23 protein-coding genes are annotated in these 26,943 nt (G+C 74.4%); 10 read left to right on the top strand and 13 right to left on the bottom strand.

Going from position 1 to position 26,943, the window contains the following annotated elements; all coding sequences use genetic code 11:
- Nucleotides 1-174: 174 nt before the first annotated feature.
- From ACFWIC_RS08265 to ACFWIC_RS08280, 4 genes are all read right to left on the bottom strand, one after another.
- On the bottom strand, nt 175-1,404 hold the full coding sequence (locus ACFWIC_RS08265; RefSeq protein ID WP_380516927.1) for a hypothetical protein: 1,230 nt from the start codon (nt 1,402-1,404) through the stop codon (nt 175-177).
- Between the two features lie 667 nt (nt 1,405-2,071).
- The gene (locus ACFWIC_RS08270; protein ID WP_380355600.1) at nt 2,072-2,584 is read right to left on the bottom strand and encodes a hypothetical protein; all 513 of its coding nucleotides are present in this window, start codon (nt 2,582-2,584) and stop codon (nt 2,072-2,074) included.
- Nucleotides 2,585-2,982: 398 nt separating this feature from the next.
- The gene (locus tag ACFWIC_RS08275) at nt 2,983-3,561 is read right to left on the bottom strand and encodes a PASTA domain-containing protein (RefSeq protein ID WP_380516930.1); all 579 of its coding nucleotides are present in this window, start codon (nt 3,559-3,561) and stop codon (nt 2,983-2,985) included.
- Nucleotides 3,558-4,106, bottom strand: coding sequence for a SigE family RNA polymerase sigma factor (locus ACFWIC_RS08280; protein ID WP_380516933.1), 549 nt, complete (start codon nt 4,104-4,106; stop codon nt 3,558-3,560). Before ACFWIC_RS08280 ends, ACFWIC_RS08275 begins: the two co-directional genes overlap by 4 nt.
- Nucleotides 4,107-4,630: 524 nt before the next feature.
- Between ACFWIC_RS08280 and ACFWIC_RS08285 the strand changes: the two genes are divergently transcribed.
- The 7 genes from ACFWIC_RS08285 (at nt 4,631) to ACFWIC_RS08315 (ending at nt 16,513) form a co-directional block, all read left to right on the top strand.
- The gene (locus ACFWIC_RS08285) at nt 4,631-6,322 is read left to right on the top strand and encodes an acyclic terpene utilization AtuA family protein (protein WP_380517060.1); all 1,692 of its coding nucleotides are present in this window, start codon (nt 4,631-4,633) and stop codon (nt 6,320-6,322) included.
- Complete coding sequence (locus tag ACFWIC_RS08290) at nt 6,319-7,917, top strand: acyl-CoA carboxylase subunit beta (RefSeq protein WP_380516936.1); 1,599 nt, start codon at nt 6,319-6,321, stop codon at nt 7,915-7,917. The genes ACFWIC_RS08285 and ACFWIC_RS08290 overlap by 4 nt, the downstream gene beginning before the upstream one ends.
- A 14-nt stretch (nt 7,918-7,931) precedes the next feature.
- A complete protein-coding gene (locus tag ACFWIC_RS08295) occupies nt 7,932-9,899 on the top strand; it encodes an acetyl/propionyl/methylcrotonyl-CoA carboxylase subunit alpha (protein ID WP_380517063.1) in 1,968 nt (655 codons plus the stop codon).
- A gap of 128 nt (nt 9,900-10,027) precedes the next feature.
- On the top strand, nt 10,028-11,215 hold the full coding sequence (locus ACFWIC_RS08300; protein ID WP_329950757.1) for an acyl-CoA dehydrogenase: 1,188 nt from the start codon (nt 10,028-10,030) through the stop codon (nt 11,213-11,215).
- Nucleotides 11,216-11,534: 319 nt separating this feature from the next.
- Nucleotides 11,535-13,121 (top strand): 4-coumarate--CoA ligase family protein, encoded by a 1,587-nt coding sequence (locus tag ACFWIC_RS08305; RefSeq protein WP_329950756.1) that lies wholly within the window; start codon nt 11,535-11,537, stop codon nt 13,119-13,121.
- A gap of 157 nt (nt 13,122-13,278) precedes the next feature.
- On the top strand, nt 13,279-13,899 hold the full coding sequence (locus tag ACFWIC_RS08310; protein ID WP_329950755.1) for a TetR/AcrR family transcriptional regulator: 621 nt from the start codon (nt 13,279-13,281) through the stop codon (nt 13,897-13,899).
- Nucleotides 13,900-14,047: 148 nt separating this feature from the next.
- Nucleotides 14,048-16,513: a SpoIIE family protein phosphatase gene (locus ACFWIC_RS08315; protein ID WP_329950754.1), complete on the top strand. Its 2,466-nt coding sequence runs from the start codon at nt 14,048-14,050 to the stop codon at nt 16,511-16,513.
- A gap of 107 nt (nt 16,514-16,620) precedes the next feature.
- Here ACFWIC_RS08315 and ACFWIC_RS08320 read toward each other — a convergent pair whose 3' ends face one another.
- The 9 genes from ACFWIC_RS08320 to ACFWIC_RS08360 form a co-directional block, all read right to left on the bottom strand.
- A complete protein-coding gene (locus tag ACFWIC_RS08320) occupies nt 16,621-18,180 on the bottom strand; it encodes an MFS transporter (protein ID WP_380355617.1) in 1,560 nt (519 codons plus the stop codon).
- Nucleotides 18,181-18,227: 47 nt separating this feature from the next.
- Nucleotides 18,228-18,806: a TetR/AcrR family transcriptional regulator gene (locus tag ACFWIC_RS08325; protein ID WP_380516942.1), complete on the bottom strand. Its 579-nt coding sequence runs from the start codon at nt 18,804-18,806 to the stop codon at nt 18,228-18,230.
- Between the two features lie 137 nt (nt 18,807-18,943).
- A complete protein-coding gene (locus ACFWIC_RS08330) occupies nt 18,944-19,336 on the bottom strand; it encodes a cell division protein SepF (protein WP_329882440.1) in 393 nt (130 codons plus the stop codon).
- Nucleotides 19,337-19,691: 355 nt separating this feature from the next.
- Complete coding sequence (locus ACFWIC_RS08335; protein WP_380516944.1) at nt 19,692-20,468, bottom strand: TVP38/TMEM64 family protein; 777 nt, start codon at nt 20,466-20,468, stop codon at nt 19,692-19,694.
- A 66-nt stretch (nt 20,469-20,534) separates the two neighbouring features.
- The gene (locus ACFWIC_RS08340) at nt 20,535-21,083 is read right to left on the bottom strand and encodes an RICIN domain-containing protein (RefSeq protein ID WP_380516947.1); all 549 of its coding nucleotides are present in this window, start codon (nt 21,081-21,083) and stop codon (nt 20,535-20,537) included.
- Between the two features lie 41 nt (nt 21,084-21,124).
- Nucleotides 21,125-21,658, bottom strand: coding sequence for an RICIN domain-containing protein (locus ACFWIC_RS08345; RefSeq protein ID WP_329948187.1), 534 nt, complete (start codon nt 21,656-21,658; stop codon nt 21,125-21,127).
- A gap of 61 nt (nt 21,659-21,719) precedes the next feature.
- Complete coding sequence (locus ACFWIC_RS08350; protein WP_380516950.1) at nt 21,720-22,262, bottom strand: RICIN domain-containing protein; 543 nt, start codon at nt 22,260-22,262, stop codon at nt 21,720-21,722.
- Nucleotides 22,263-22,366: 104 nt separating this feature from the next.
- The gene (locus tag ACFWIC_RS08355) at nt 22,367-22,525 is read right to left on the bottom strand and encodes a hypothetical protein (protein WP_329882434.1); all 159 of its coding nucleotides are present in this window, start codon (nt 22,523-22,525) and stop codon (nt 22,367-22,369) included.
- A 452-nt stretch (nt 22,526-22,977) separates the two neighbouring features.
- Complete coding sequence (locus ACFWIC_RS08360) at nt 22,978-24,282, bottom strand: MFS transporter (protein WP_380516953.1); 1,305 nt, start codon at nt 24,280-24,282, stop codon at nt 22,978-22,980.
- Nucleotides 24,283-24,486: 204 nt separating this feature from the next.
- Here ACFWIC_RS08360 and ACFWIC_RS08365 point away from each other — a divergent pair, with 204 nt between their 5' ends.
- The 3 genes from ACFWIC_RS08365 to ACFWIC_RS08375 all read left to right on the top strand — a co-directional run bounded on the left by ACFWIC_RS08365 (nt 24,487) and on the right by ACFWIC_RS08375 (nt 26,877).
- Nucleotides 24,487-25,743 carry an ROK family transcriptional regulator gene (locus ACFWIC_RS08365; protein WP_380516956.1) on the top strand — a complete coding sequence of 419 codons (1,257 nt, stop codon included), beginning with the start codon at nt 24,487-24,489 and terminating at the stop codon, nt 25,741-25,743.
- A 237-nt stretch (nt 25,744-25,980) separates the two neighbouring features.
- Nucleotides 25,981-26,394, top strand: coding sequence for a TOBE domain-containing protein (locus ACFWIC_RS08370; protein WP_355403074.1), 414 nt, complete (start codon nt 25,981-25,983; stop codon nt 26,392-26,394).
- 36 nt (nt 26,395-26,430) lie between these two features.
- Nucleotides 26,431-26,877 carry a hypothetical protein gene (locus ACFWIC_RS08375; RefSeq protein WP_380355634.1) on the top strand — a complete coding sequence of 149 codons (447 nt, stop codon included), beginning with the start codon at nt 26,431-26,433 and terminating at the stop codon, nt 26,875-26,877.
- Nucleotides 26,878-26,943 lie beyond the last annotated feature (66 nt).

Genomic DNA, 26,943 nt, shown 5'->3' on the forward strand with positions numbered 1-26,943 from the left:
CCTCCCCTGGCCCGGCCCTACCGGACCCCCTCGCGGGGCCCCCCGCCTTGGGCAGTTAATTTACGGGCCCGGCCGGGGGGGGGGGGGGGGGGCCCCCCCCCGGGGGGGGCGCCCCCCCCCCGCCTCGTGCGTCACCCTGCGGGTGATCCCGGTGCGGCACAGGCGACTCGGACCCTACGGACGCCAGACGGTGGCCAGGTGGGAGGGGTAGAGACTTCCCGCCGACCGGAACAGCGAGAGCCCGACGACCAGGCCCGTGTTGTTGATGAACAGGGTGGTGTTGGTGGTGCCGGTGGGGTCGAGGTCCGTGAGGGTGCCGTCGGCGGCCCAGATCTTGCCCGCCTGGTACTGCCGGGCCGGGATGCCGTCCCACGAGTAGCCGATCGCGGTGCCGGAGTCGTTGATCCCGACGGCGGTCGACTTGGCGCCCGACGAGGCGGCGAGGGGGAGAGGGGTGAGGGTGCCGGTGGGGCTCCACTTCGCGGCGGACGTCTGGCTGGAGGTCGGGTTCGGCTGGTGCTGGCCCACGACGGTGCCGGAGCCGTTGATCGCGACCGGCAGGGTGTTCGCCCCGAGGTCGAGGATCGCCCCGTTGGGCGACCGGACCAGGCCGTGCCGGACGGTTCCGGTCGACTGCGGCCGGTCGGCCCATCCGATCACCGTGCCGGCGTCGTTGATCTGGACCGGCACGTCGCCGGCCCCGCCGGTCGGACCGGTCTGGAACGGGGTCGGGGTGCCGGTGGAGCTCCAGATCACGCCGCGGTACGTGCCGCTCCCCGTGGAGGAGCGGCCGATCGCGACTCCGGCGCCGTTGATGTCGACGGCCTCGCTCCTGGTGCCCCCGGGCAGCGGGGCGAGGGCGACGACGGTGCCGTCCGGGCGCCAGGCCACGGCGTGCTCCACGGCGCCGTTGCCGGAGACCCCGACCACGGCGCCGCCGGAGCCGATCGCCGTGGGCTTGCTGTACTGGTCGCCGGGCAGCGGCGGCAGGACGGTGGGTGTGCCGTCGGCCGCCCAGCGGACGGCCGTCGCCCGGTAGCGGTCCCGGGAGGCGGGCCAGGAGATGCCGATGGCGAGGTTCGCGTCGTTCACCCCCAGGGCCTGCGCGAAGTCCTCGCCGGACAGCGGGGGGAGGGTGGTGGGGGTGAGGTCGGGGTTCCAGCGGATGGCGCTGGTGTCGTTGCCCTGGGACCCGTAGGCGTAGCCGACGACGACGCCGTTGTCGTTGACCCCGGTGGGGTCGCTGAAGGACCGGGCGGGCAGGCCGGTCTGCAGGATGGTCGGGGTGGGGGCGGTGGCCGCGACGGGTGCGGCCGGCGTCGCGGGGGCGGCCCCCAGCAGCGCTCCGGCGGTGAGGGCGGCGGTGACGGCGATCGCCGTACGGCGGCCGGTCCGGAAGTCCATGGCACGGGTTCCCTGTCTACTCGGCGACATGTCGGCGCGGTCCGGCGGCGGTTGCGGCGGACGGGCCGGTGGTGCGGTGGTACGGGACGGGCCGTGCTTGCTCGCCGCCGGTACGGACACCGGGCACACCGGGGCGGTGGTACCGCCCGCTCGCGGGTGGCCGGTGGTCGGGCCGCGCGCCCGGCGGCGAACTGTCTTGGCCGCGACTCTAGTTGGCGCACCTCGCCTTCGCAGGGTATTCCGTCTGTCCGGATGAGGCTTCCCAGGTGTGCACGCGTCGGGAGGGGGCGATGGCGCCTTCGCACGTTGCGGACCCGCCCCGGGGCGCCCTTGGCGGCAGTGGCACCCGGGCGCCCGAGGGGGCGGTCGCGGCGGGTGCCGGCCGCCGGCGTGCCGTCGAGTGGGGCGAACCGCCGGCGGGCCTTCTCGTGGAGCCCGGCCGCGAGCGGATCGGCCCGGAGCGCGGCGAGGCGGGCCCGGGCGGACGCCGCGCCGGGGGCACGGGTGCAGGCGGCTTCCTGGACGGGTGACCTGTCAGGAGCACCTGGCCACGGTTGTCGGAGACAGCCGGCCGGGCAGGCCCCGGGATCCAGGGCCTGCCCCTGTCAGTGCAGTTCGGAAGGACGAACGCAGGGGATGGTGCGGCGCTGCCTCCCGGGGCGCCGGGTCAGGCCGTCCTGATGTCGAAGGCGTACTCGAATTCTGCGAGTGCCTTGCCCTCGTCGTCGTGGAGCTCCGCCTTGGCGGTGTAGCTCCCACGGTTCAGCATCCCGCTGGGTGCCTCCTCCCAGCCGTGACGGGGGAAGGTCACCGAGTGCGGCATTCCCTGCTGTGGGAACGAACCCAACATCTGCTTTTCCCGGCCGACCCTGAGACCTTTGCGGTAGTGGCTGCTGGTGTACAGGACCCCGGACACGGGCGCATCGTCGACACGGAAGTCGACCCTGATCCGGTAGTGGCAGCCCTCGGGCAGGACGAACGCGTCCGCCTTGGTCGCGGCGAGTGCTTCCGCGCTGTCCAGCTGCCGCGCCACGGCAGGCCGGCGTTCGTCCTCGAACTCCACCCTGAATGTGAGCAGGTTCAGGGTTCCCCCGCTCCCCTCCAGGCCCTTCCTGTCGCGCTCGACAAGGGCCTTGAAGTAGGCCTCGTCACGCTCCGGAACGTCCACGCCTTCGGACATGCCGCCTCCTCACCGTTAGTCATCACCGACGGACCGGCCGGCGGACACCGCCGGCCACAGGGGGAAGATCACCACACCCGGAGCGGTCCGGCGGGCAGAACACCGCCCCGCGATCTGCCGCCCCGCCCGTCGGCTCGCGAAAACCGCGCCCCTCCCTCACCCGTACGGGCCCCGCGCCCGCTGTCCTCCTGTTGACGGGCCGTCCCCGGACGGGCTCGCGCTCCTGCTCGGACCAGCGTGCCGCGGCTCAGCCGCACACCGAATGCAGTTGATCCCGCGTCGGCCGACGGCTTCTGCAAGTGGCCGGGGGCGTCCAGCCGGTGCGCCGCGGTCGACGGACTGCCCGGCACCGGCCCCTGGGTCACTCGGCCGGTGCGCGGGCCGAAGGGCCCGGTCGCTCAGGTTCCGCCGGGTTTGCCCGTCGAGACCAGCAGGAGGACGGACGAGCCCGGTGCCACCGGTGCTGCGCCGCCCCGGGGCTGACTGCTGATCACCTGCCCCGCGGGAGCGTTCCAGTCCGTGTGCCGCATGATCGTGCAGCTCAGTCCGAGTCCGCGCAGCAGGCTTCCGGCCTGTCCGACCGGCATGCCAGCCAGGTCCGGAAGCGCGATGCCCGCTCCTGCGGTCTGCTCCTGCTCCTGTGTCGGAGTCGCATCGGCGCTTCCGCTCTTGGGGGTGCCGGTGGCGAGCGGGGTGCACGCCCCGTTCGCCGGTGAGGACAGGGACGGGGAGGCGCCGGGCGCGGGTGGCACGGGCTTCAGCGCGAAGAACCCCACCGTGGCGCACGCCAGCACGCAGCACGCCGCAGCGGTGCCGAGGAGCGCCCGGCGGGTGCGGCTGCGGCTGACGGCTCGCTCGATCGCGGCCGCATCGACGACCGGTGCCGTCGGCCCGTCGGCGAAGGAGGCCACCGCGGCACGCAGCTCGGCTTCGAGGCCCGGCTCGAACGGGGCCGGTCCGAACGACGTGTTCCTCACTTCGTACCTCCGAAAGCGGCAGACGGCGTGTGCGGCGCCTGGGCGCCCGATACGGAATCGCGCAGCTTGGCCAGGCCGCGGGCGAGCTGGGACCTCACCGCACTCGAAGAGATGTCCAGGACGTCGGCGACCTGCCGGGCGTCCAGATCGTGCAGGTAGTACAGGACCACCACGCTGCGCATGCCCATCGGCAGCCCGAGCAGTGCCTCGATCAGTTCCGCGCGCAGATCCACCTGCCCGAACCGGTCCCGGGGGTCGGCCATCTCGGGCACCCCCGACAGCCCGGGGCGCTCGCCCCGGCGCGACAGCCGCCGCCAGCGGTCGTTGGCCAGGTTGACCAGCACTTTGCGCACGTACGCCTCCGGCGAGTCCGCCACCGCGACCCTCCGCCACTGTCGGCACGCCCGCTCCAGCGTCTCCTGCACCAGATCCTCGGCCACGTGCACGTCCCCGGTCAGCGCATACGCGGTGCGGAACAACGCTCCCGACCGATGTGCGACGAACTCCGTGAATCCGTTGTCCGGACCGCTCCTGCGAAACCTCACCCGCCGACCTCCTCTCCTCGTCCCGTCCCGATCACTGCCCCCATGACGGCGGAACGGGGCCGAATGCTGCACCGAGCCGCTGGCAGTGACGTGAATCACAGCCGGGACGGAAGGGTGTCCCAGGACCTCGCGCCGCTGCCGCCCGGGGTGCGGGCGGGGCCAGGCGAAGCGGACGGCGCGTCCGCGCCGACGCCCCGACTGACCGTTTGTGTGGCCGCGCGTTCACCGTCGCCGGTCCGACCCGGCCGTGACCGGCCTCCCGGCCCGCGATCGGTTCCAGTCACAAGATCCTCCCGTCGGCGGGGTCCTGCTCTGGACGTGAAAACAAGCAGGCGTGATTGCTTTTTCTCGCGCACGGTGCCACTCTGCTCACCGACGGCGAACATCGGGCCACCGGTCGGGGAGGCGCTCGCGTGACATCGGGGTCGAAGTCGGGTGCGGGGGCGGCGGATCGGCCGGGGCCGGTGCTGCGGATCGGCAATGCGTCGGGGTTCTACGGGGACCGGTTCTCGGCGGTGCGGGAGATGCTCACGGGCGGGCCGTTGGACGTGCTCACCGGGGACTACCTGGCCGAGCTGACCATGCTGATCCTCGCCCGCGACCGGCTGAGGGATCCCTCCCTCGGGTACGCGAAGACCTTCCTCCGGCAGATGGAGGAGTGCCTCGGCCTGGCCCTGGATCGCGGGGTCCGGATCGTGACCAACGCCGGCGGGCTCAACCCGGCCCGACTGGCGGACGCCGTCGTGGAGTTGGCGAAGCGACAGGGGCTGGAGCCGGCTGTCGCGTACGTCGAGGGGGACGACCTGCTGCCCCGCCGGGCCGAACTCGGACTCCCGGAGGGGCTGTTGGCGGCCAACGCCTACCTCGGAGCGTTCGGCGTCGCGGAGTGCCTGACGGCCGGCGCCGACGTGGTGGTCACCGGCCGGGTGACCGACGCCTCGTTGGTCGTCGGGCCGGCCGTCGCCCGCTTCGGCTGGACCGGGGACGACCTGGACGCCCTCGCGGGCGCCGTCGTCGCCGGGCACGTCCTGGAGTGCGGCGCGCAGGCCACCGGCGGCAACTACGCGTTCTTCCGGGAGCACGACGTCACCCGGCCCGGCTTCCCGGTCGCGGAGCTGCACGCCGACGGGTCCAGCGTGGTGACCAAGCACCCCGGGACGGGCGGCGCGGTCACCGTCGGCACCGTCACCGCCCAGCTCCTCTACGAGACGGGTGGACCGCGCTATCTGGGGCCGGACGTGACGGCGCGTCTGGACACCGTCCGGCTCACCCGGGAGGGCCCGGACCGGGTCCGGATCGACGGGGTGCGCGGCGAGGCCCCGCCCACCACGCTCAAGGCCGGGCTCAACCGGCTGGGCGGGCACCGCAACGAGGTGGTCTTCGTCCTCACCGGGCTGGACATCGAGGCCAAGGCGGACCTGGTGCGGCGGCAGTTCGAGGAGGCGCTGGCGCCCGGATCCCGGCCTGCCGAGCTGCGCTGGACGCTGGCCCGCACCGACCACCCGGACGCCGAGACCGAGGAGACCTCCTCCGCGCTGCTCCGGCTCACCGCACGGGATCCGGACCCCGCCAGGGTCGGCCGCGACCTCGGCAGGGCGGCGGTGGAACTGGGGCTCGCCGGCTACCCGGGCTTCCACCTGGTCGCACCGCCCGGGCCCGGGGCGCCGTACGGGGTGTTCACGGCCGTGCCCGTGGACGCGGCGGTGGTCGAGCACACGGCGGTCCTGCCGGACGGCCGCCGGGTGGCCGTCCCGCCCGCCGCACCGCCGCCCGCCGCACCGCCGCCGGCCGCACCGCCGCGTCCCGAACCGCCCCCGCCCGCGCCGCAACTCCCGGGCGGGGAAGCCGGGTACGGGCTCCCGGAGCCGCTCCCCGACGGCGGTCCCACCCGCCGGGCACCGCTCGGCCTGGTGGCGGGCGCCAGGAGCGGCGACAAGGGCGGTGACGCCAACCTCGGCGTCTGGGCCCGCGACGAGCCCGGCTGGCGCTGGCTCGCGCACGCCCTCACCGTCGACCGGCTGCGGGAGCTCCTCCCCGAGACGTCGGAGTCGGAGATCGTCCGGCACGTCCTGCCGAACCTCCGCGCGCTCAACTTCACCATCACCGGTCTGCTCGGCGAGGGGGTGGCGGCCCGGCACCGCTTCGACCCGCAGGCGAAGGCGCTGGGGGAGTGGCTGCGCTCGCGCCACCTCGACATCCCGGAGGCACTGTTGTGACCGTCCTGCCCACCCGCCTCGACCCGGGCGGCGCCGACTTCACCGGGCACCGCGCCGCGATGCTCGCCAAGCTGGCCGAACTCGACGCCGAGCATGCCGCGGCGCTGGCCGGCGGCGGTCCCAGGTACGTCGAACGCCACCGCGAGCGCGGCAAGTTGCTGCCGCGGGAGCGGATCGAGCTGCTGATCGACCAGGACTCGCCGTTCCTGGAGCTCTCCCCGCTCGCCGCCTGGGGCAGCGACTACCCGGTGGGCGCCGCACTGGTCACGGGGATCGGCGTGGTCGAGGGCGTCGAGTGCGTGATCACCGCCAACGACCCGACCGTGCGCGGCGGAGCCTCCAACCCGTGGACGCTGCGCAAGGCCCTGCGCGCCAACGAGATCGCCCTCACCAACCGTCTCCCCCTGGTCAATCTGGTCGAGTCCGGCGGAGCCGACCTGCCCAGCCAGAAGGAGATCTTCATCCCCGGCGGCGCCCTCTTCCGCGACCTCACCCGGCTCTCCGCCGCCGGGATCCCCACCGTGGCGGTGGTGTTCGGCAACTCGACGGCCGGCGGCGCCTACGTGCCCGGGATGTCCGACCACACCGTGATGGTCGCGGAGCGGGCCAAGGTGTTCCTGGGCGGCCCGCCGCTGGTGAAGATGGCCACCGGGGAGGAGACGGACGACGAGTCGCTCGGCGGCGCCGAGATGCACGCCCGCACCTCCGGGCTGGCCGATCACTTCGCGGCGGACGAGCAGGACGCGCTGCGCCTCGCCCGCCGGATCGTGGCCCGCTTCGACCACCGCAAGCCGGGCCCCGACCCCGACCCGTCGGCCGAGCCGCCGAAGTACGCCGAGGAGGAACTGCTCGGCATCGTCCCGGGTGACCTCAAGGTGCCGTTCGACCCGCGCGAGGTGATCGCCCGGATCGTCGACGGCTCCGACTTCGACGAGTTCAAGCCGCTCTACGGCACCAGCCTGGCCACCGGCTGGGCCCGCCTGCACGGATACCCGGTCGGCATCCTGGCCAACGCGCAGGGCGTCCTGTTCAGCCAGGAGTCCCAGAAGGCGGCGCAGTTCATCCAGCTGGCCAACCAGCGGGCGGTCCCGCTGCTCTTCCTGCACAACACCACCGGGTACATGGTCGGCCGCGCGTACGAGCAGGGCGGCATCATCAAGCACGGCGCGATGATGATCAACGCGGTCGCCAACTCCCGCATCCCGCACCTGTCCGTGCTGCTGGGTGCCTCCTACGGGGCCGGTCACTACGGCATGTGCGGGCGGGCGTACGACCCGCGGTTCCTGTTCGCGTGGCCGAGCGCCAAGTCGGCGGTGATGGGGCCGCAGCAACTGGCCGGGGTGCTGTCGATCGTCGCGCGGCAGTCCGCCGCCGCGAAGGGCCGGCCCTACGACGAGGACGCGGACGCGGCGATCCGGGCCGTGGTGGAGCAGCAGATCGAGGCGGAGTCGCTGCCGGTGTTCCTCTCCGGGCGGCTCTACGACGACGGGGTGATCGACCCGCGCGACACCCGGACGGTGCTCGGGCTCTGCCTCTCCGCGGTCCACAACGCGCCGGTCGAGGGCGCGTCCGGCTATGGCGTCTTCCGGATGTGAGAGGGAACAACGTGCTGATCACCCACCTGCTGGTGGCCAACCGCGGCGAGATCGCCCGCCGGATCCTGCACACGTGCCGGGAGTTGGGCATCGCCACCACGGCCGTGTACGCCGACCCGGACGCCGATGCCCCGCACGTCCGCGAGGCCGACACCGCCGTCCGGCTGCCCGGTGCGGCGCCCGCCGACACCTACCTGCGCGGCGACCTCCTGATCGCCGCCGCGCGCGCGGCCGGCGCCGATGCCGTCCACCCCGGGTACGGGTTCCTCTCGGAGGACGCCGGTTTCGCGCGGGCCGTGCTGGACGCGGGCCTCGTCTGGGTCGGTCCCGGGCCGGAGACGATCGCCGCGATGGGCTCCAAGACGGCCGCCAAGCGGCTGATGACGAAGGCCGGTGTGCCCGTCCTGGACGCCTTGGCCGAGCCGGTCGAGGCCGACCTGCCGCTGCTGGTCAAGGCGGCCGCCGGCGGCGGTGGGCGCGGTATGCGGGTGGTACGCCGACTGGCCGACCTGGAGGGCGAGTTGGCTTCGGCCAGGGTGGAGGCGGCGAGGGCCTTCGGCTCCGACGAGGTGTTCTGCGAGCGCTACCTGCCCGCCGGCCGGCACGTCGAGGTGCAGGTGCTCGCCGACGCGCACGGGACGGTGTGGGCGGTGGGCGACCGTGACTGCTCGTTGCAGCGGCGGCACCAGAAGGTCGTCGAGGAGGCGCCCGCGCCCGGCCTCGACCCGGCGGTGCGCGCCGCCCTGCACGAAGCCGCCGTCGCCGCCGCCCGGGCCACCGGGTACGTCGGCGCGGGGACGGCGGAGTTCCTGCTCGCGCCGGACGGGCGGTTCTACTTCCTGGAGATGAACACCCGTCTCCAGGTGGAGCATCCGGTCACCGAAGCCGTCACCGGCCTCGACCTGGTCGCCCTCCAGCTCACCGTCGCCGAGGGCGGGAGGCTCACCGGGCCCGCGCCGGAGACGGTCGGCTGCGCGATCGAGGCCCGCCTCTACGCGGAGGACCCGGACCACGCCTGGCGGCCCTCCACCGGCGTCCTGCACCGTTTCGGGATCCCGCTCCCGCACACCGAGTTCACCGGGCGCGGGCTACGGCTGGACTCCGGCGTCGCCGACGGCGGCGAGATCACGGCGCACTACGACGCGATGCTGGCGAAGGTGATCGCCTGGGGGCCGACCCGGTCGGCCGCCGCCCGGCGGCTGGCGGACGCGCTCGCCCGGGTCCGCATCCACGGGCCCGTCACCAACCGGGAGTTGCTGGTGCGCGCGCTCCGGCACCCGGAGTTCCTGGCGGGGCGCCTGCACACCGCCTTCCTGACCGAGCACGCGGCCGAGCTCGTCGCGCCGGGCGCCCCGGCCCTCGGCGGCGCCCGCGGCGCCGCCCCCGACGGTGCTGACCGGGCCTTCGCCGCCCTCGCCGCCCTCGCCGCCGCCCTCGCCGACGCGGCGGGCCGCCGGACCGCACTGCCGTCGGGCTGGCGCAACCTCCCCTCCCAGCCACAGGTGAAGCGCTACCGGACCGCCGACGGCGTCGAGACGGAGGTCCGCTACCGGCTCACCCGCGACGGCCTGCGGGCCGAGGGCCACCCGGACACGGTCCTGGTCGACTCCGCGCCGGAGCGCGTCACGCTGCGGACCGGCCCGCTCCGCCGGACCTTCGACGTCACCCGCCACGGCGACCGCGTGTACGTCGACACACCGTCCGGCACCACGGTGCTCACCGTGTCGGACCGCTTCCCCGACCCCGCCGCGCGGACCGACCCGGGCGCGCTGCTCGCCCCGATGCCCGGCACCGTCGTCCGCACCGTCGCCGCCGTCGGCGACACCGTCACCGCCGGGCAGCCGCTGCTCTGGCTGGAGGCGATGAAGATGGAGCACCGCGTCACCGCTCCCACCGACGGCGTTCTCGCCGAGCTCCGGGCCGCCCCGGGCCAGCAGGTGGAACTCGGCACCCTGCTCGCCGTCGTGCAGCCCGCCACCTGAGCACCGGCCGCCCGGAACGGCCGAGCCGGGCCCCGGCCGCAGCCGCAGCCGCAGCCGCGGCCCCGGCTCGCCGGCCGCCCCCGCCCCCCGTACCGAGAGCCCTCGCCCCCGCCCGGAAGGACCAGACCATGTCCGCACCGCGCACCACCGCCCCCGGCAGCCCGCTCGTCGAGAGCCCCGAACGCCAGGCGCTGCGCCGCGCCGTCGCCGACCTCGGCGCCCGTTACGGCTCCGCCTACTACCTGGCCAGGGCCCGCGCCGGCGAGCCCGTCGACGAGCTCTGGGCCGATGCCGGGAAGGCCGGCTATCTCGGGGTGAACCTCCCCGCCGAGTACGGCGGTGGTGGCGGCGGGATCACCGACCTCGCCATCGTCCTGGAGGAACTCGGCACCGCCGGGTGCCCGTTGCTGCTCCTGATCGTCTCCCCGGCGATCTGCGGCACGGTCGTGGCCCGTTTCGGCACCGAGGAGCAGAAGCGGCACTGGCTGCCCGGACTGGCCGACGGCAGCCGGCGGATGGCCTTCGGCATCACCGAGCCGGACGCCGGCTCCAACACGCACCGGATCTCCACCGTCGCGCGCCGCGACGGCGGGGACTGGCTGCTGACCGGCCGCAAGGTGTTCGTCTCCGGCATCGACCACTCCGACGCCGTCCTGTTCGTCGCCCGCACCGAGGACGCCCGCACCGGGCGGCTCAAGCCCGCCCTGTTCGTCGTCCCGCGCGGGACCCCGGGCTTCGAGTTCCGGCCGATCCCGATGGAACTGGTCTCCCCCGAACGCCAGTTCCAGGTCTTCCTGGACGAGGTCCGGCTGCCCGCCGACGCCCTGGTCGGGGACGAGGACGCGGGGCTGCTCCAGCTCTTCGCGGGCCTCAACCCCGAGCGGATCATGACCGCCGCGTTCTCCCTCGGTCTGGCCCGCCAGGCGCTCGGCAAGGCCGTCGAGTACGCGAAGACCCGCACCGTCTGGTCGACCCCGATCGGCGCGCACCAGGGCCTGGCGCACCCGCTCGCCCGGTGCGCGGTGGAGATCGAGCTGGCGCGGCTGATGACCCAGAAGGCGGGTCTGCTCTACGACGCGGGCGACGACCGGGCCGCAGGCGAGGCCGCCAACATGGCGAAGTACGCGGCGGGGGAGGCGGCCGCCCGGACGGTCGACCAGGCCGTTCAGACCCTCGGCGGCAACGGTCTCACCCAGGAGTACGGCCTCGGGGCCCTGCTCGCCGCGACCAGGGTCGGCCGGGTCGCCCCGGTCAGCCGCGAGATGGTGCTCAACTACGTGGCCCAGCACACGCTCGGGCTGCCCAGGTCCTACTAGGCGGGCCGGACCGGTCCCGTCCGGAACCGGTCCGGCCCCGCCCCGAGGACTCCCTGCCGCCCCACCGCGCCGAGCCCTCGAACGGATCGTCGCATCATCGTTCTGGCATCTGACCGTCTCCGGAGGCGTCCGGCCCTCCGACCTCGGTGTTCGCGGACCGCGCCCCTTCTTGCGCCCCGCGCGCTCCGCCAAACGTTCGTCACTACGACGCACCGCCCGGCCACTGTCCGTATGCTCCTGTGCGCACCGTGCGGCCGGTCGTCCAGGACCTCCCGCCGGCCACCCCGCCCCGCGCCAATTTCCGCACAGGAGGCACTCCTTGGTGTTCCACAGCGAGTTCCCGGACGTCGGCATCGTCGACCTGCCCCTGCACGAGGCCGTCCTGGGCGGCGCCGAACGCCACGGTGACCGGCCCGCCCTGGTCGACGGCGTCACCGGCGAGACGGTCACCCACGCCCAGCTCGGCCGTGCCGTCCGCCGGGTCGCGGCCGGACTGGCCGAGGCGGGCGTCCGCCAGGGCGACGTGGTGGCCCTGTTCAGTCCCAACTCCATCGGCTACCCGATGGCCTGCTACGGCGCCGGTCGGGCCGGCGCCACCGTCACCACCGTCTCCTCCTTCGCCACCCCCGGCGACCTCGCCGGCCAGCTGGCCGACAGCGGCGCCCGCTGGCTGATCACCGTCTCGGCGTTCCTGCCCACCGCCCGGGCCGCCGCCGAGAAGCTCGCCGCCGAAGGCCGGCCGCTCGCCGAGATCATTGTCCTGGACGGCGTCCCGGGCCACCGCTCGCTCGCCGACCTGCTCGCCGCCACCGGCCCCGCACCCGAGATCGACCTCGACCCGGCGACCGACATCGCCGTCCTGCCGTACTCCAGCGGCACCACCGGGATGCCCAAGGGGGTGATGCTCACCCACCGCTCGATCGCCACCAACCTCGCCCAGACCGACGCCCTCTACCGCCCCGCAGAGGGCGAACGGGTGCTCGCGGTCCTCCCCTTCTTCCACATCTACGGCCTCGCCGCCCTGCTCAACCAGCCGCTGCGCTGCGGTGCCACCGTCGTCGTGCTGCCCCGCTTCGACCTGGAACAGTTCTGCCGCACCATCGAGGAGCAGCGCGTCCAGGCCCTGATCGTGGCCCCGCCGATCGCCCTCGCCCTGGCCCGGCACCCGGTGGTCGACCGCTACGACCTGTCCTCGGTCGAGTACCTGCTCTGCGCGGCGGCCCCGCTGGACGGCGATCTCGCCGAGTCCTGCGCCCGCCGCCTCGGCCTGCCGCACATCCTCCAGGGCTACGGCATGACCGAGCTCTCCCCGGTCAGCCACCTGGTCTCCCCCTCCGAGACCGACCCGCCGCCGGGCTCGGTCGGCCGGATGGTCCCCTCCACCGAGCTGCGCGTCGCCGCCCTCGACGGCAGCGACCCGGACCTCGGCCCCGGTGAACGCGGCGAGCTGCTGATCCGCGGCCCCCAGGTGATGAAGGGCTACCTCGGCCGCGCGTCCGAGACCGCCGCCACCGTCGACGCCGACGGCTGGCTGCACACCGGGGACGTCGGCTTCGTCGACGACCGCGGCTACCTGCACATCGTCGACCGGGTGAAGGAGCTGATCAAGTACAAGGGGTACCAGGTCGCCCCCGCCGAACTGGAGGCGCTGCTGCTCAGCCACCCGCAGATCGCCGACGCGGCGGTGATCGGCGTGCGCAACGCCGAGGGCACCGAGTGCCCCAAGGCCTTCGTGGTGCGGGCTCCGGGCAGCGCGCTCACCGAGGAGGAGGTCGCGGCCTTCGTGGCCGGGCAGGTCGCCCCGTACAAGAAGGTCCGCGTGGTCGAGTTCCTGGAGGTCGTCCCCAAGTCCCCGGCCGGCAAGATCCTGCGCCGGGAGCTGCGGGCCCGGGAGGCCGCCCGCTGACGGGCACCCGCCGCGTCGCCGAACGACCCGGGGCGTCACCGGCCGCACCGCACGGGCCGTGGTCTGGCAGGATCTGGCGCACCCCCCGGGCCCCCGGGCCGGTCGCCGTCCCCGGCCCCGCCCGCCGGCCCTCGCACGAACGGAACCGCCACCGCAGATGACCACGCACCCCGCCGCCCGCGCCCCCCAGCAGGACCGCAGCCGTGCCACCCGGGCGCGGCTGCTGGCGGCGGCCGTCGACTGCCTCGCCGAGCTCGGCTGGAACGGCTCCACCGTCGCCGTCGTCGCCGAGCGGGCCGGCGTCTCCCGGGGCGCGGCCCAGCACCACTTCCCGACCCGCGAGGACCTCTTCACCGCGGCGGTCGAGCACGTCACCGCCGAGCGGCTGGCCGCCGTCCGGGCCCACGCGGACGAGCTGCCGGCCGCGGGCCCGGCGCGCACCGAGGCCGTCGTCGGCATGATCGTCCGCCTCTACACCGGCCCGCTGTTCCGCGCGGCCCTCCACCTGTGGGTCGCCGCCGCCACCGAGGAGTCGCTGCGCGACCGGATCATCGGCCTGGAGGGACACGTCGGACGCGAGGCCCACCGGGCCGCCGTCGAGTTCCTCGGGGCCGACGAAAGCGTTCCCGGTGTTCGCGAGACGGTGCAGGCCACCCTCGACATGGCACGCGGTCTCGGCCTGGCGAACCTGCTCACCGACGACAGTGCACGACGATCCGGAGTGATCCGGCAGTGGGCGGGCGTTCTTGAGGGTACGCTGCGGCCGGTACGCCCATGACGCCCGTACACCTGAACGACCGGCCGACCCTTCACCAAGGGGTCGCCGGGCGGCCGATGTCCGTGCAGTCTGGAGAAGAACCCCGGCCGGCACGGACCGCGAGGCCCCGCCCGGCCGGGCACGAGCCGAACCGGGGTGCTGCCTGATCATGCGGAGACACGAGTGGGACGCGACCGACGCCGCCGGCCCCGATCCGGGCGGCACCTCCGCACGTCTGGACGGCCATCGGCTCGTTCCGCTCGCCACCGCCCTGCTCCAGGACGACGGTCTGATCCTCCACTGGAGCGAGGACGCCGAGGCACTGCTCGGCTACCCCGCCGACGAGGCCGTCGGCAGCTACGCGGCCCAGCTGCTCACCGCCTCGGACGACCGCCCCGAAGTGCTGGAGCTCTTCGAACGCATCATGGGCGGCAAGGGCTGGTCGGGCGTCTTCCCCGTCCGCCACCGCGACGGTCACACCGTCGAGCTGGAGTTCCGCACCTACCCGATCTCCGGCCCCGGCGGCACCCTGCTGCTGCTCGCCACCGCCTCCGACACCGTCGCCCTGCACCGCGTCGAGGCGGACCTCGCCGTCCTCGACGGCATCTTCGGCCAGTCCCCGATCGGGATGGCCGTCTACGACACCGACCTGCGCTACGTTCGGCTGAACGAGTCGCTGGCCCGGATGAACGGCGTCCCCGTCGCCGCCCACCTCGGCCGCCGGATCAGCAGTGTGCTGCCCGGCATCAACAGCGCCGAGATAGAACAGACCATGCGCCAGGTGCTCGCCACCGGCCGCCCCGTCGTCGACGCCCGCTCGCACGGCCGCGTTCCCGGGGACCCGCGCCGCGACCGCGCCTGGTCCGCCTCCTACTTCCGGCTGGAGGACTCCACCGGCCGGGTCTTCGGCGTCTGTTCGTCGATCATCGACGTCACCGAGCGCTTCCAGGCCGAGGCCCGCGCCGCCCGCGCGCAGGAACGTCTCTCCACCATCGCCGAGGCCACCGCCCGGATCGGCACCACCCTCGACCTCCAGCGCACCGCCGAGGAACTGATCGAGGCGGTCGTCCCGCGGTTCGCCGACTTCGCCACCGTGGACCTGCTCGAAACGGTGCTGCGCGGCTCCGAGCCCACCGCCATCCCGGAGGACCGCTCCGTCCAGCTGCGCGCCGTCGCCGTCGGCGAGTCCTACGAGTCCGGACTGGTCCACGCCGTCGACACCATCGGCGAGGTTTCCGAGTACGCCCCCGGCCGCAGCTACACCCAGTGCCTGCGCAGCGGCCGCCCGCTGCTGCGCGCCCACGTCGACGAGGAGGTGCTGCGCGGGCTGGTCGCCTCCGAGGACCGCGTCGCCCCCGGCATCGAGGCGGGCATCCACTCGTACCTGATGCTCCCGCTCACCGCGCGGGGCATGGTGCTGGGCGGCGCCGAGTTCATCCGCATGCGCAACCCCGAGCCGTTCACCGCCGCGGACGTCGCGCTCGCCGAGGAGCTGATCGCCCGCACCGCCCTCGCCATCGACAACGCCCGGCTCTACCGGCGCGAGCGCGAGACCGCGCTCACCCTCCAGCGCAGCCTGCTGCCCCAGGAGATCCACCGGACCCTGGGTCTGGAGATCGCCTACCGCTACCTGCCCTCCAGCGTCACCAGCGAGGTCGGCGGCGACTGGTTCGACGTCGTGCCGCTCTCCTGCGGGCGGGTCGCCCTGGTCGTCGGCGACGTCATGGGCCACGGCATCCGGGCCGCCGCCACCATGGGCCAGCTGCGCACCGTCGCCCGCACCCTCGCCACCCTGGACATGCCGCCCGAGCAGGTGCTCACCCGGCTGGACGAGACCGCCTCCGGCATCGGCGAGGGCCAGTTCGCCACCTGTATCTGCGCCGTCTACGACCCCCTGGAGCGCACCGTCCAGGTCGCCTCGGCGGGCCACCTGCCGCCCGTCTGGGTGGCCCCCGACGGCACCGCCCGCCGGGTGGAGGTGCCGCCGGGCGTCCCGCTCGGGGTCGGCGGCGTGGCCTTCGAATCCGTCGGGTTCAGCCTCCCGGAGGGCGCCATGGTCGCCCTCTACACCGACGGCCTGGTCGAACGCCGAGGCCGCGACCTCGACGAGGGCATCGACCTGTTCGCCCGCACCCTCTCCGGCCCCGGACGCACCCTGGAGGAGAGCTGCGACGCCGTCCTCGGCGCGCTGGTCACCGACGGCACCGACGACGACATCGCGATGATCATGGCCCGGGTGCTGCCGCTGCCCGCGGACCGGGTCGCCACCCTGCCGCTCACCGGCGGCGGGAGGCTCCCCGGCATGGCCCGCCGCTTCACCCGCAGCACGCTCGACGGCTGGGGCCTGTCCGGCCTCTCCGACTACGCCGAGCTGCTGGTCAGCGAGCTGGTCACGAACGCCCTGCTGCACGCCGACGCCCCGCGCCGGCTCCGGCTCTTCCGCGACCGGGTGCTCACCCTGGAGGTCGCGGACGCCGGCGGCCAGACGCCCCAGCTGCGCCCCTTCGCCGAGCAGGACGAGGGCGGGCGCGGCATGTTCCTGGTCAGCGAACTCGCCCAGCGCTGGGGGAGCCGGCTGACCCGCGACGGCAAGGTGGTCTGGGCGGAGCTGGAGCTCCCCTTCGGCGCGGTGTGACGCCGCCGGGCCTGCCCGAAAGCGTCCGTCCGGCGCGAACCGTCGGGACCGGCACACGACGGGGCCCGGTCCGATCGACGATCGGACCGGGCCCCGCGTGCCCGTGGCTACACCCCGGCCTTCTCCGGCGTCCGCTCCTCCTTCGGCTCCTGCTGCGGGGCCGCGTCGGGCAGCTTCCGCAGCAGCCGCCAGGCCAGCAGGGCCGCGCCCAGCAGCAGCACGCCCGCCAGGACCGCCGCGACGTTCAGCCCGTGGACGAAGGCGTCCCGGGCACTGGCCAGCAGCGGAGCGGCCAGCGCCTCCGGCAGTCCGTGCGCGGCCTCGACCGCGCCGCCCAGCGACTCACCGGCCTGCGCCGCCGCAGACCCGGCCTCGGCGGGGACGACCAGCCGGCCCACGTACAGTGCGCCGACCACCGAGCCGACCAGCGCGATGCCGAGCGCGGTGCCCAGCTCGTACGCCGTCTCGGAGACCGCGGACGCGGCGCCGGCCTTGTCGGCGGGCGCGGCACCCAGCACCAGGTCGGCGCCGAGCGTGTAGACCACGCCCTCGGCCGTGCCGACCAGGAGGAAGGCGGCGGCCAGCACCAGGTAGGTGGTGTCCTGCTGGATCCAGCCGAGGATGCCGATCCCGACGCCCATCGTCAGCAGTCCGGCGGTCAGCGCGGTGCGGGCACCCGTGCGGCGGACCAGCCGCGCGGTCAGCAGGCCGCCGACCACCGCGCCGGCGAAGGCCGGCAGCTCGGCCAGGCCGGCCTTCAGCGGCGGGTAGCCGCGTACCAGCTGCAGGTACTGCGAGGTCACGAAGACCACGCCGGAGAGCCCGATCAGCGCGGTCAGCGACGCGAGGACGGCGGCGGTGAAGCGACGGTCGGTGAAGAGCCGGACGTCCAGCAGCGGGGTCTCCAGCCGCAGCTGGCGGCGGACGAAGACGGTCAGCGCCGCCGCGCCCAGGACGGCCGCGACCGGCACGTCCCAGCGGACGAGGCCGTGGGCGGCGGCCTCCTTGATCGCGTAGACCACGCCGATCACACCGGTGAGGGAGAGCAGCACGCTCAGCACGTCCCAGCGGCCGGGCTTCGGGTCCTTCGACTCGGGCAGCAGCCAGGCACCGAGCACCAGCAGCAGGAGCAGCACCGGGATGTTGAGCAGGAAGACCGAGCCCCACCAGAAGTGCTCCAGCAGCACCCCGCCGACCACCGGGCCGAGCGCGGCGCCGGCGGTGGCCGCCGCGCCCCAGATGCCGATCGCGGTGGCCCGCTCCCGGTCGTCCGGGAAGAGCGAGCGGATCAGCGAGAGCGTGGACGGCATGACGGTCGCCCCGGCGACGCCGAGCAGCGCGCGGGCGACGATCAGCCAGCCGGCGGTGGGGGCGTAGGCGGCGAGCAGCGAGGCGGCGCCGAACGCGGCGGAGCCGGCCAGCAGCAGCTTCTTGCGGCCGATCCGGTCACTGAGCGCGCCCATCGAGACCAGCAGGCCGGCCAGGACGAAGGAGTAGGCGTCGCCGATCCAGAGCAGCTGGGTGCCGCTGGGCCGCAGGGTCTCGCTGATCGAGGGGATGGCCAGGGAGAGGACGGTCGCGTCGACGGCGACCAGGGTGACGGCCAGGACGAGGACGGCGAGGCCGGTCCAGCGCTGGCGGGGGCGGAGGTGGACGGTGCTGCTCATGGGTATCGGTGTCCGGTTTCCGGTCCGAGGTGCGTGGATGGTGGAGATCAGTGCGGCTGAGGCTGCGGGTGGGGCTGCGGCCGGGAGCTGCGCAGCGCGCCGCCGAGGAACAGTTCGGCCAGCGAGAACGCGGCGTCGCGCGGGGCGAGCCGGCCGTCCTGGATGGCCCAGCCGATGCCGGCCACCAGGTCGAAGAAGGCCTCGCTCAGCCAGGCCGCCGAGAGTTCGATCCGGAAGGCGCCCTGCTGCTGCCCGCGCAGGAAGAGTGCGTGCATCCGGTCGATCTGGGAGTCCCAGAGGTCGTTGATGTCGGCGTCGTCGTAGAGCTGGTTCTCGCCGGCCAGGAACGCGCAGAGCGCGGCGTCCGGGACGACCGCGTCGACCAGGCGGCGCAGCGCGGTGTGGGCGTCGCCCTCCTCGACGGCCGCGGTGTCGAGCGCGGCGCCGAACCGGCGGAGGCCGAGCAGGCCGACCTCGCGGATCAGCGCGTCACGGCCCGGGAAGAGCCGGTGCAGGGTGGCGCGGCTGATGCCCGCGGCGCGGGCGATCTCGTCGAGGTGGGCGGTCGGGCGGCGGGAGAGCACGCCGACAGCGGCTTCGAGGACGGAGTCACGATCGGTGGCCATGGAGCGAGTGTACGCTGAATGAGACATGGATGTCTCAAAATTAATTCCGGTGACGCAGATGAGGCGAGAGTCGATGGGCGGCGGGCAGCAAAAAACCGGGGACGGCACCTGCCGTCCCCGGTCGCGGGCTTCCGCGGTCAGCTCTGGTTGTAGAACCCGGTCTCGTCCAGGGGTCGGTCGATGACCATCACCTCGACGTCCGCCGGGGTCAGCAGGAACACCCGGCGGGCGATCCGCTCGATGCCGCCACGGGTGCCGAAGATCAGACCGGAGGCGAAGTCGACCATGCGCTTGGCCTCGGCCTCGTCCATCTCGGTGAGGTCCATGACCACCGGGATGCTGGCCCGGATGTGCTCGCCGACCGTGCGGGCTGCCTCGAATCCGGTCGGCCGCAGGGAGACGATCTTGGTGGGGGCTGGGGAGGACTGCACCGTCTCCTGCTCGACCCACTCGTCGTCGTACACCGCGGCCGGGTAGTTCCCGGAGGGCATCAGCCACCCGTTGTGGTGCTCGTCGCGAAGTGCTCCCATGCCGCGCCTCCCTGCCTCGTTCCGTACAGGTCCCCCGGGTGCGCGTGTCCTTTTGACACGTCATCCACTCGTCGGAACTGTCCGAGTATCGCACTGATCACCGGTACCGTGCCCGCTCGCGACCCCCGTACGAGTCGTGCCGCGCCGGAAGCCCGGGCGGACCCGGACACCTCTTGCGACGCTGGTGCGCGACGTACGGTTGCGCGCGTAGACCATATCGGTCGCGGTCACCGCGCAATTGACCTTCTGTCAACAATGCGGGAACGATTTCACACACGTCCGACAGTGACCCCCGGCCGGCCGAGCGGATCGGCGGGTCCGACGCGCCCGGCGCACCGGGTCGGGCGCCGGGCGCTCAGGCCGCGGTCGAGCGCCGCCGGGCGGCGGCCCGCCACAGCGAGACCAGACTCACCAGGCAGAGCACCCCGATGGCCCCGGCCGACAGCAGGAACGCCGTCGACCCGGGCTCGCGCGCGGTGGCCGCGGCCGTGACGTAGACCGCCGTCAACGGCGTCACCCCCAGCGCCGTCGCGGTGACGAAGGGGACGAACGGCACCCCGGAGAAGGCGGCGCCGTAGTTGCCCGCCTGGAACGGCAGCCCGGGCAGCAACCGCAGCAGGAAGACGCTGCGGAAGCCCTGCTCGGTGAAGCGGCGGTCCAGGGAGAGCAGCAGCCGCCCGCGCAGGTAGGGGCGGAGCGCGTCCCGCCCGAGCCGGCGGGCCAGGACGAACGCCATTGCCGCGCCGAGCGTGGTGCCGAGGACGGCCAGCACCACGCCCTGCTGCACGCCCAGCAGCAGCCCCGCGGCCGCGTTGAGCGCCGGCCGGGGGAAGAACGCCACCGTGCCCAGTGCGTAGACCGCCACGAACACGGGAGCCAGCGGCACGCCGGGCGGGAGCCCGCCGTCGAGCAGCGCCGTCGGGCTCCACAGCAGGAGCGAGCCGGCCGCGGCACCGAGGATCGCCAGGAGCGCCGCGAACCGGACCCGGACCGCGCGCGGCAGACGCCCCGCGGGCGCGGGAACCGTCGGTGAGGACACCGTCGGCGAGGCGTCCGTCGGCGAGGCGTCCGCCGGCACGGGGCCGGTCTCTGCCGGTACGGGCGGCGTCGGGGGTGTCACGGCTTCGGGCACGCCCCCGAGCCTAACCGCGGACGTCACCGGTCCGGGAGGCGGGACCGTCCGTGCCCGCGCGCGTGCTCAGAGTCGGACGGGCGGCCGGAGGCCGGTCCACAGCTGGTTGAGTCCCCCGTTGGCGCCCCACTGGATCACCGGGGCGCCGTCGCTCGCGTCGTACCCGGCCACGTCGAGCACCAGGCCGTTGCCGTTGCCGACGGTGCCGACCGGGTCGCTGTTGACCCCGGGGACGTACCAGCGCTGGCTGCCCGACGCCGGTCGCGGTGCGCAGTGCGACTGGACGGGCCGTTCGCCCCAGACGGTGCTGCCGCCGGGGACGTCGAGGCACAGCCCGCTGTTCCGGTTGACCAGGAACCCGTTGCTGTTGGCCGCCCACTGCTGGTTGGCCCCGCCGGTGCAGGTCCACTGGCGGACGGGCGCACCCGCGTCCCTGCGCCAGTCGGAGACCTCCAGGCACTTGCCGGTCGAGTGGTTGAAGAGCTCGAAGTAGGGGGTGTAGCGCGGGATCTGCTCCGAGGCGGCCGCCGAGGCCGACCCGGTCACGGCGAGGCCGGACGCGAGGGCGAGGACGGCGGCGCCGGAGGCGAGCCGGCTGCCGAGCGGTGCGCGCATGGGGTGGTCCCTTCGCTGTCGAGACGGGGTGCTGGGGTTGTCTAGCGGACGCTGCCGGCCGGCCACGGCGAGTAGAACCAGACCTGGTTGAGGCCGTTGTTCTTCCCCCACTGGGCCACGGGGGTGCCGTCGTCGGCGCTGGAGCCGGTGAGGTCGAGCAGGAGACCGCTGTGACCGTTGGTCAGGGTGCGGATCCCGCTGTGGTGGACGACGGTCTCGGTCCAGGTCTGGTTGAGCCCGCCGTTGCAGGTCCACTGGCCGGCCCGGGTGCCCCAGGTGGTGCTGTATCCGGGGATCTCCAGGCACTTGCCGCTGCGGACGTTGACGAACTCGCCGCGGTCGGTCCGGACCCACTTCTGGTTGTCGCCGCCGGTGCAGGTCCACTGGCGGACGGGTGCGCCGTCGTCGGTGCGCCAGTCCGCGACCTCCAGGCACTTGCCGGTGGCGGCGCTGTTGATCTCGAACGGGGTGCTGTCGGCGGCCCCGGCCGGCGCCGGTACCGCCAGTGCGAGCGCACAGGCGAGGACGGCGGCGGGGCCGAGGCGGACGGCGAGCGTACGGCGGGCGGTGCCCATGGTTCCTCCTGCGGTGGGGTGGGTTCGCGAACGGGGGAGGACGGCCCGGACGGCTCCGGGGTCAGTGGTGCGGGCCGGGCGGGAACGGCGAGGGCGCCCAGACCTGGTTGTAACCGCCGGTCGGACCCCACTGGATGACGGGCGTGCCGTCGGCCGGGTCGGAGCCCGAGACGTCGAGGTTGAGGCCGCTGTTCAGGTTGACGATAGTGCGGCTGCCGCTGTGGAGCCGGTTGGCGTCGCTCCAGGCCTGGTTGCGTCCCCGGTTGCAACTCCACTGGCCGCCCGGGGTGCCCCAGGTGGTGCTGTATCCGGGGATCTCCAGGCACTTGCCGCTGTGGACGTTCACCAGCTCGTCGCGGTCGGTCCAGTACCACTTCTGGTTGTCGCCGCCGGTGCAGGTCCACGTCCGGACCGGGGCGCCGTCGTCGGTGCGCCAGTCGGCGACCTCCAGGCACTTGCCGACGGCGAGGTTCCCGAGCTGGAAGTGCGCGGAGTCCGCGGCGTGCGCGGGCGAGGACGGGGCGGCGACGGCCAGTCCGACGGCGAGGGCGAGGCAGGCGGCGGTGGAGCCGGCCCGCCGGGCGAGTGCGGTGGGAGTGCTCACGGTCTTCTCCTGACGGTGGGTCGGGTCGGGTGGTCGCGGTACCGGAGGGGACCGGTGCGGGGCGGGGTGGCGGACCCGCCCCGCACCGGCGCGGTCCACCGGTTTCAGAGCGGGGTGCTGCCGTCCTTCCAGACGAAGAAGAACTGGTTGACGACGGTGCTGCGCGGCCACTGGATGGCCGGGGCGCCGGGGTCGAAGGAGACCTCGGCCACGTCGAGGGCGAGCCCGCTGTGGACGTTGACGAACTCCCGGTAGGTGCGCACCCCGTAGTACGGCGGTCGTGACGAGGGCGAGGACGGCCGCTGCGGAGGCCGAGCCGGGACGACGCTTCACGATGGTGCGACGGGTCATGGGGCCCTCACGGCGTGTTCGAATATGGACATACCTGGGACACGGCGGTCCGTGCTCACCACGAAGCGCCTGGAGTCAAGGGCGGATGGTCGGATGTACCCGGTCCCCCCGACCGGTTCGCAGGGTTCGACTGAGGATCATTCGAAAGGGTTGTGCGGCACCTGAGGAAAGTTCATGAACCCTGAGAAGTGGCCGGGTTCGGTGGCCGAGGGTGTGCGGGCGGGGCGTGCGGGGAGCGGCGGAGGGCGCGAACGCGTGCGCCCCGGCCGCGGGGTGGCTGCGGCCGGGGCGTTTCGGTGGTCGGGGGGGTCGGGGCGTTGCGGGGTCGGGTGGTGCGCGCCGGAGGACGGTTCCGGCAGGGGGTTCAGCCGTCCTGCCGCTGCCCGGTTCCGGTGCGGTCGGTCCGGCCCGGCACGGCGGCCGGTGCGGGGTGCGGGGCGGGGTGAGGAGTGCGCTCCGGAGCGGGCTTCTGGGTGGTGGCCGGCGCCCGGTCGGGCTCGGCCCGGCGCAGGGCGCCCGCGCTGAGGAACAGGGCGACGGAGAGCGCGGTGACGACCCCGAACGAGACGGTGAGCGAGGTGGCCTGCGCCAGCCCGCCGACGATCGCGGGCGCGATCAGCCCGGAGGTGTAGGTGACGGTGGCGACGCCGGCGATGGCCTGGCTCGGGTTGGTGCCGATCCGGCCGGCCGCGGCGAAGGCCAGCGGCACCACCACCGCGACGCCGACCCCGATCAGCGCGAAGCCGGGGATGGCCAGGGCCGGGCTGTCGGCGACGACGACCAGCAGGCCGCCGGCGGTGGCGATCGCCCCGCTGAGCCTGGTGGCCCGGACGGCGCCGAGCCGGCGGATCGCCGCGTCGCCCGCGAGCCGGCTGACGGCCATGGTGAGGGAGAAGGCGGTGTACGCGGCGGCGGCCACGGTCGACGAGGCGCCGGTGACGTCCCGGAGGTAGACGCCGCTCCAGTCCATCGACGCGCCCTCGGCGAACACCGCGCAGAAGCCGACCAGTCCGATCACCAGCGAGCTGCGCGGCGGCAGTGCGAACCGCGGCGGCTCCTCGGCCCCGTCCGGCGCCCGCAGGTCGGGCAGGGCGCGGCAGACCGGTTGGCTGACGGCCAGCAGGACGAGCGCGGTGACGGCGAACTGGAGGCGCGCGTCGAGGTCCTGGTGGGCGGCGACGATGCCGAACCCGGCGGCCAGCAGCCCGCCGGCGCTCCACATCCCGTGCAGTCCGGACATGATCGAGCGGCCGAGCCGCTGCTCGATCTCCACGCCCTGGGCGTTCATCGCGACGTCGGCCATGCCGGCGCTGGCCCCGTAGAGCAGGAGGGCCGGGCAGAGGAGCGGCAGCGAGGGGGCGAGGGGCGGCAGGATCAGGGCCAGGCACCAGAGCGAGAGCAGCCCGCGGACCGCCGCCCGGCCGCCGTAGCGGTGGACGAACCGTCCGGCCAGCGGCATCGCGAGGGACGAGCCGATCGCGGGCATCACCAGGGCCAGGCCCAGCTGGCCGGGGGAGAGGTCGAGACGGTCCTGGATCCACGGGATCCGGCTGACGAACGTGCCGCTCACGGCCCCGTGCACGGCGAAGACGAGGGAGATGGAGGCCCTGGCCCGGCGTGGTGAGTCCAGTGTGTCGAGGGGTGGTCCTGCGGTCGAGGTGCTGGTCATCCGGCTTCTTCCCTCCCGGCCGCGCCGGAGGCGCGGCGGTGCCCTGAGGCGGTGGTTCCTGGTGGGTGGCTGCTGCTGAAGGTGGTACCCGTCGAGCGGTACCTGTGACCGGTGCCCGCGCGGGGTCGTCGGTGTGCGGCGGCGACGTGGGATAAATTATCAGGAAGGGACCCTGATAGAAACACTCTGGAAGGATGTCCGCCCATGACCACCGCGCGTACGGCCACGCCGAGCACCGCCCGGGCGATCAACGACCGGTTGGCGCTCAACCTGCTGCTCGACCAGGGACCCCTCACCGCCACCGAGCTGCGCGACCTCACCGGCCTCTCCCGGCCCACCGTCGCCGACCTGCTCGAACGGTTGCAGCGCACCGGGCTCGTCGCCGTGGTCGGCGAGCGCGGCGAGCAGCGGCGCGGCCCGAACGCCCGGCTCTACGCGCTGGTCGCCTCCCGTGCGCACCTCGCGGCCGTCGACGTCCGCGAGGGCGGCGTCTCGCTGGTCGTCGCCGACCTCGCCGGACAGGTCCTCGCCTCCGCGGACATCCCGGTCGACGTGCCCGGTGGCGACTCCGCGGCCGACGGCCCCGCCGCCGTCGACCGCCCCGCCGCCGACCGTGCGAGTGCCGACCGCGACACCGCGGCCCGGATCGTCCGCACCCTGCTCGACACCGCCGCCCGGGCCGGCGCAGGCCACCTGCACACCGTCGCCGTCGGCGCCCCCGGCCTGGTCGACCCCGCCACCGGCCGCCTCCAGTCCACCGGCGAGCTGCCCGCCTGGCACGCCGAACTCCTCGCCGCCCTGCGGGCGCTCCCCGGCACCGACGTGATCCTGGAGAACGAGGTCAACCTGGCCGGCCGCGCCGAGTACCGGACCGGTGCCGCCCGCGACCGGGAGGACTTCGTGCTCATCTGGCTCGGCCACAGCGTCGGCGCCGCCGTCGTCCTCGACGGCAGGCTGCGCCGCGGGGCGAGCGGCGGCACCGGTGAGATCTGCTTCCTGCCCGTTCCCGGCTCCACCGGCCTGCCCAGTGCGACCAGCTGCGAGGGCGGCTTCCACGGGCTGGCCGGCAGCGCGGCCGTCTGCGCGCTGGCCCGTGCCCACGGGCTGCCCGCCGACCCCGCCGACGACGCCTCCGCCGCCGAGGCCGCCGTCCGGGCCGCCCTGCGCGCGCCCGGTGACGATCAGCCGGGCGGGCCCTTCCTGGAGGAGCTGGCCGAGCGGATCGCCGTCGGGGCCTCGGCCGTCTGCGTCGTCCTGGACCCGGGCTGCGTCGTCCTCGGCGGCGAGATCGGCCGGGCCGGCGGCGCCGAGCTCGCCGCCCGGGTGGAACGCCGGCTCGCGATGCTCTCCCCGCTGCGCACCGAGGTCCGGGCCGGCGAGGCGGGCGGCGGCGCGGTGCTCGGCGGCGCCGTCCTCACCGCCGGTGACGCCGTCCGCCGTGACCTCTTCGGCGAGCCGTAGGCACGCAGGGGCGGCGGACGCCCTCCGGCGGGTCGGCCGTCGGGCGGGCGGGCCGGTCGTCGGACCCGGCCGGACCGGCCGTGCCGTCGCCGGCGGTGGCCCGGCCGGGCGCCGCTTGGCCGTGCGGGCACCCGGTACGGCAGGATGGCCGCGGGGGCTCCGGCCAGGGCCCGCCGTGTCCGCACCGCGTCCGCCGTCACGCGTACCGGCACCCGAACGATCGTCAGGAGTCGCACCATGGGCCAGCCCGGCGCACCGGTCAACCCGTACCGCATCAGCGAGGCCGCGGCGCTGCTCGGCGTGAGCGCCGACACCATGCGGCGCTGGGTGGATGCCGGCCGGGTCGTCGCCGAGCGTGACGAGCACGGTCACCGGATCGTCCCCGGCGCCCAGCTGGCCGCCTTCGCCCGCGAGCTGGCCCGCCCGGAGAATGCGACCGAAGGGCGTGCCTCTTCCGCGCGCAACCGCTTTCCCGGCATCGTCACCGACGTCGTGCTCGGCGACGTCGCCGCCCAGGTGGAGATCCAGGCCGGGCCGTTCCGGGTGGTCTCGCTGATCAGCCGGGAGTCCGCGGAGGAGCTGGAGCTGGTGCCCGGAGCGCCTGCCACTGCCGTCATCAAGTCCACCAATGTGATGATCGAACGGCGCTGAGCGCGACCCGAGAACCCGTCAGGAGAGGATCGCCCGATGCCCCACCCCCCGCTGCCGTCCACCCAGAGCGCCGTCTTCGCGATCGAGGCGATGGCCGCCCGGCACGGCCGTGCGGTGAGCACCGATCACGACATCGGACACGACCGGACCTTCGCCGGTCTGGTCGGCACCGGCGGCGGTGGTGACGAGCTGGCCGCGATACCCCACGAGGCCCTGCTGGAGATCCCGGGCCGGCCCGGGATCACCGTCCGGCTCTTCGTCCACGACGAGGCCGTGGTGACGGTCGACCACATCGCCTTCGACGTCCCGCGCGACAGCGTGCCGGCCTTCCTGAACTCGGTCTGGTCCGATCTGGTCCACCTCAAGCGGCGGGCCTTCCCGCCCGCCTGCACCATGATCGTCACCGTGCCGGGCGAACCCGCCTACCGCGAGGCCGTCACCCTGCCGGTCCTCACCCCGTGGCTCGCGGGGAAGATCCGCTGACCACCCGGCCGACCCGGCCGGTGCCCGCAGTGTCCGCGGTGCCCGCCGGCCCGGCGAACCCCTCGA

The organism is Kitasatospora sp. NPDC127035 (genome assembly GCF_042726075.1).
GTDB lineage: Bacteria > Actinomycetota > Actinomycetes > Streptomycetales > Streptomycetaceae > Kitasatospora.

Bases quoted from the DNA above. Each gene is read 5' to 3' on its own strand.
- ACFWIC_RS08265 (WP_380516927.1), bottom strand. From the start codon at position 1,404: ATGGACTTCCGGACCGGCCGCCGTACGGCGATCGCCGTCACCGCCGCC.
- ACFWIC_RS08270 (WP_380355600.1), bottom strand. From the start codon at position 2,584: ATGTCCGAAGGCGTGGACGTTCCGGAGCGTGACGAGGCCTACTTCAAG.
- ACFWIC_RS08285 (WP_380517060.1), top strand. From the start codon at position 4,631: ATGCTCACGGGCGGGCCGTTGGACGTGCTCACCGGGGACTACCTGGCC.
- ACFWIC_RS08300 (WP_329950757.1), top strand. From the start codon at position 10,028: ATGTCCGCACCGCGCACCACCGCCCCCGGCAGCCCGCTCGTCGAGAGC.
- ACFWIC_RS08310 (WP_329950755.1), top strand. From the start codon at position 13,279: ATGACCACGCACCCCGCCGCCCGCGCCCCCCAGCAGGACCGCAGCCGT.
- ACFWIC_RS08315 (WP_329950754.1), top strand. From the start codon at position 14,048: ATGCGGAGACACGAGTGGGACGCGACCGACGCCGCCGGCCCCGATCCG.
- ACFWIC_RS08320 (WP_380355617.1), bottom strand. From the start codon at position 18,180: ATGAGCAGCACCGTCCACCTCCGCCCCCGCCAGCGCTGGACCGGCCTC.
- ACFWIC_RS08325 (WP_380516942.1), bottom strand. From the start codon at position 18,806: ATGGCCACCGATCGTGACTCCGTCCTCGAAGCCGCTGTCGGCGTGCTC.
- ACFWIC_RS08330 (WP_329882440.1), bottom strand. From the start codon at position 19,336: ATGGGAGCACTTCGCGACGAGCACCACAACGGGTGGCTGATGCCCTCC.
- ACFWIC_RS08340 (WP_380516947.1), bottom strand. From the start codon at position 21,083: ATGCGCGCACCGCTCGGCAGCCGGCTCGCCTCCGGCGCCGCCGTCCTC.
- ACFWIC_RS08345 (WP_329948187.1), bottom strand. From the start codon at position 21,658: ATGGGCACCGCCCGCCGTACGCTCGCCGTCCGCCTCGGCCCCGCCGCC.
- ACFWIC_RS08360 (WP_380516953.1), bottom strand. From the start codon at position 24,282: ATGACCAGCACCTCGACCGCAGGACCACCCCTCGACACACTGGACTCA.
- ACFWIC_RS08365 (WP_380516956.1), top strand. From the start codon at position 24,487: ATGACCACCGCGCGTACGGCCACGCCGAGCACCGCCCGGGCGATCAAC.
- ACFWIC_RS08370 (WP_355403074.1), top strand. From the start codon at position 25,981: ATGGGCCAGCCCGGCGCACCGGTCAACCCGTACCGCATCAGCGAGGCC.
- ACFWIC_RS08375 (WP_380355634.1), top strand. From the start codon at position 26,431: ATGCCCCACCCCCCGCTGCCGTCCACCCAGAGCGCCGTCTTCGCGATC.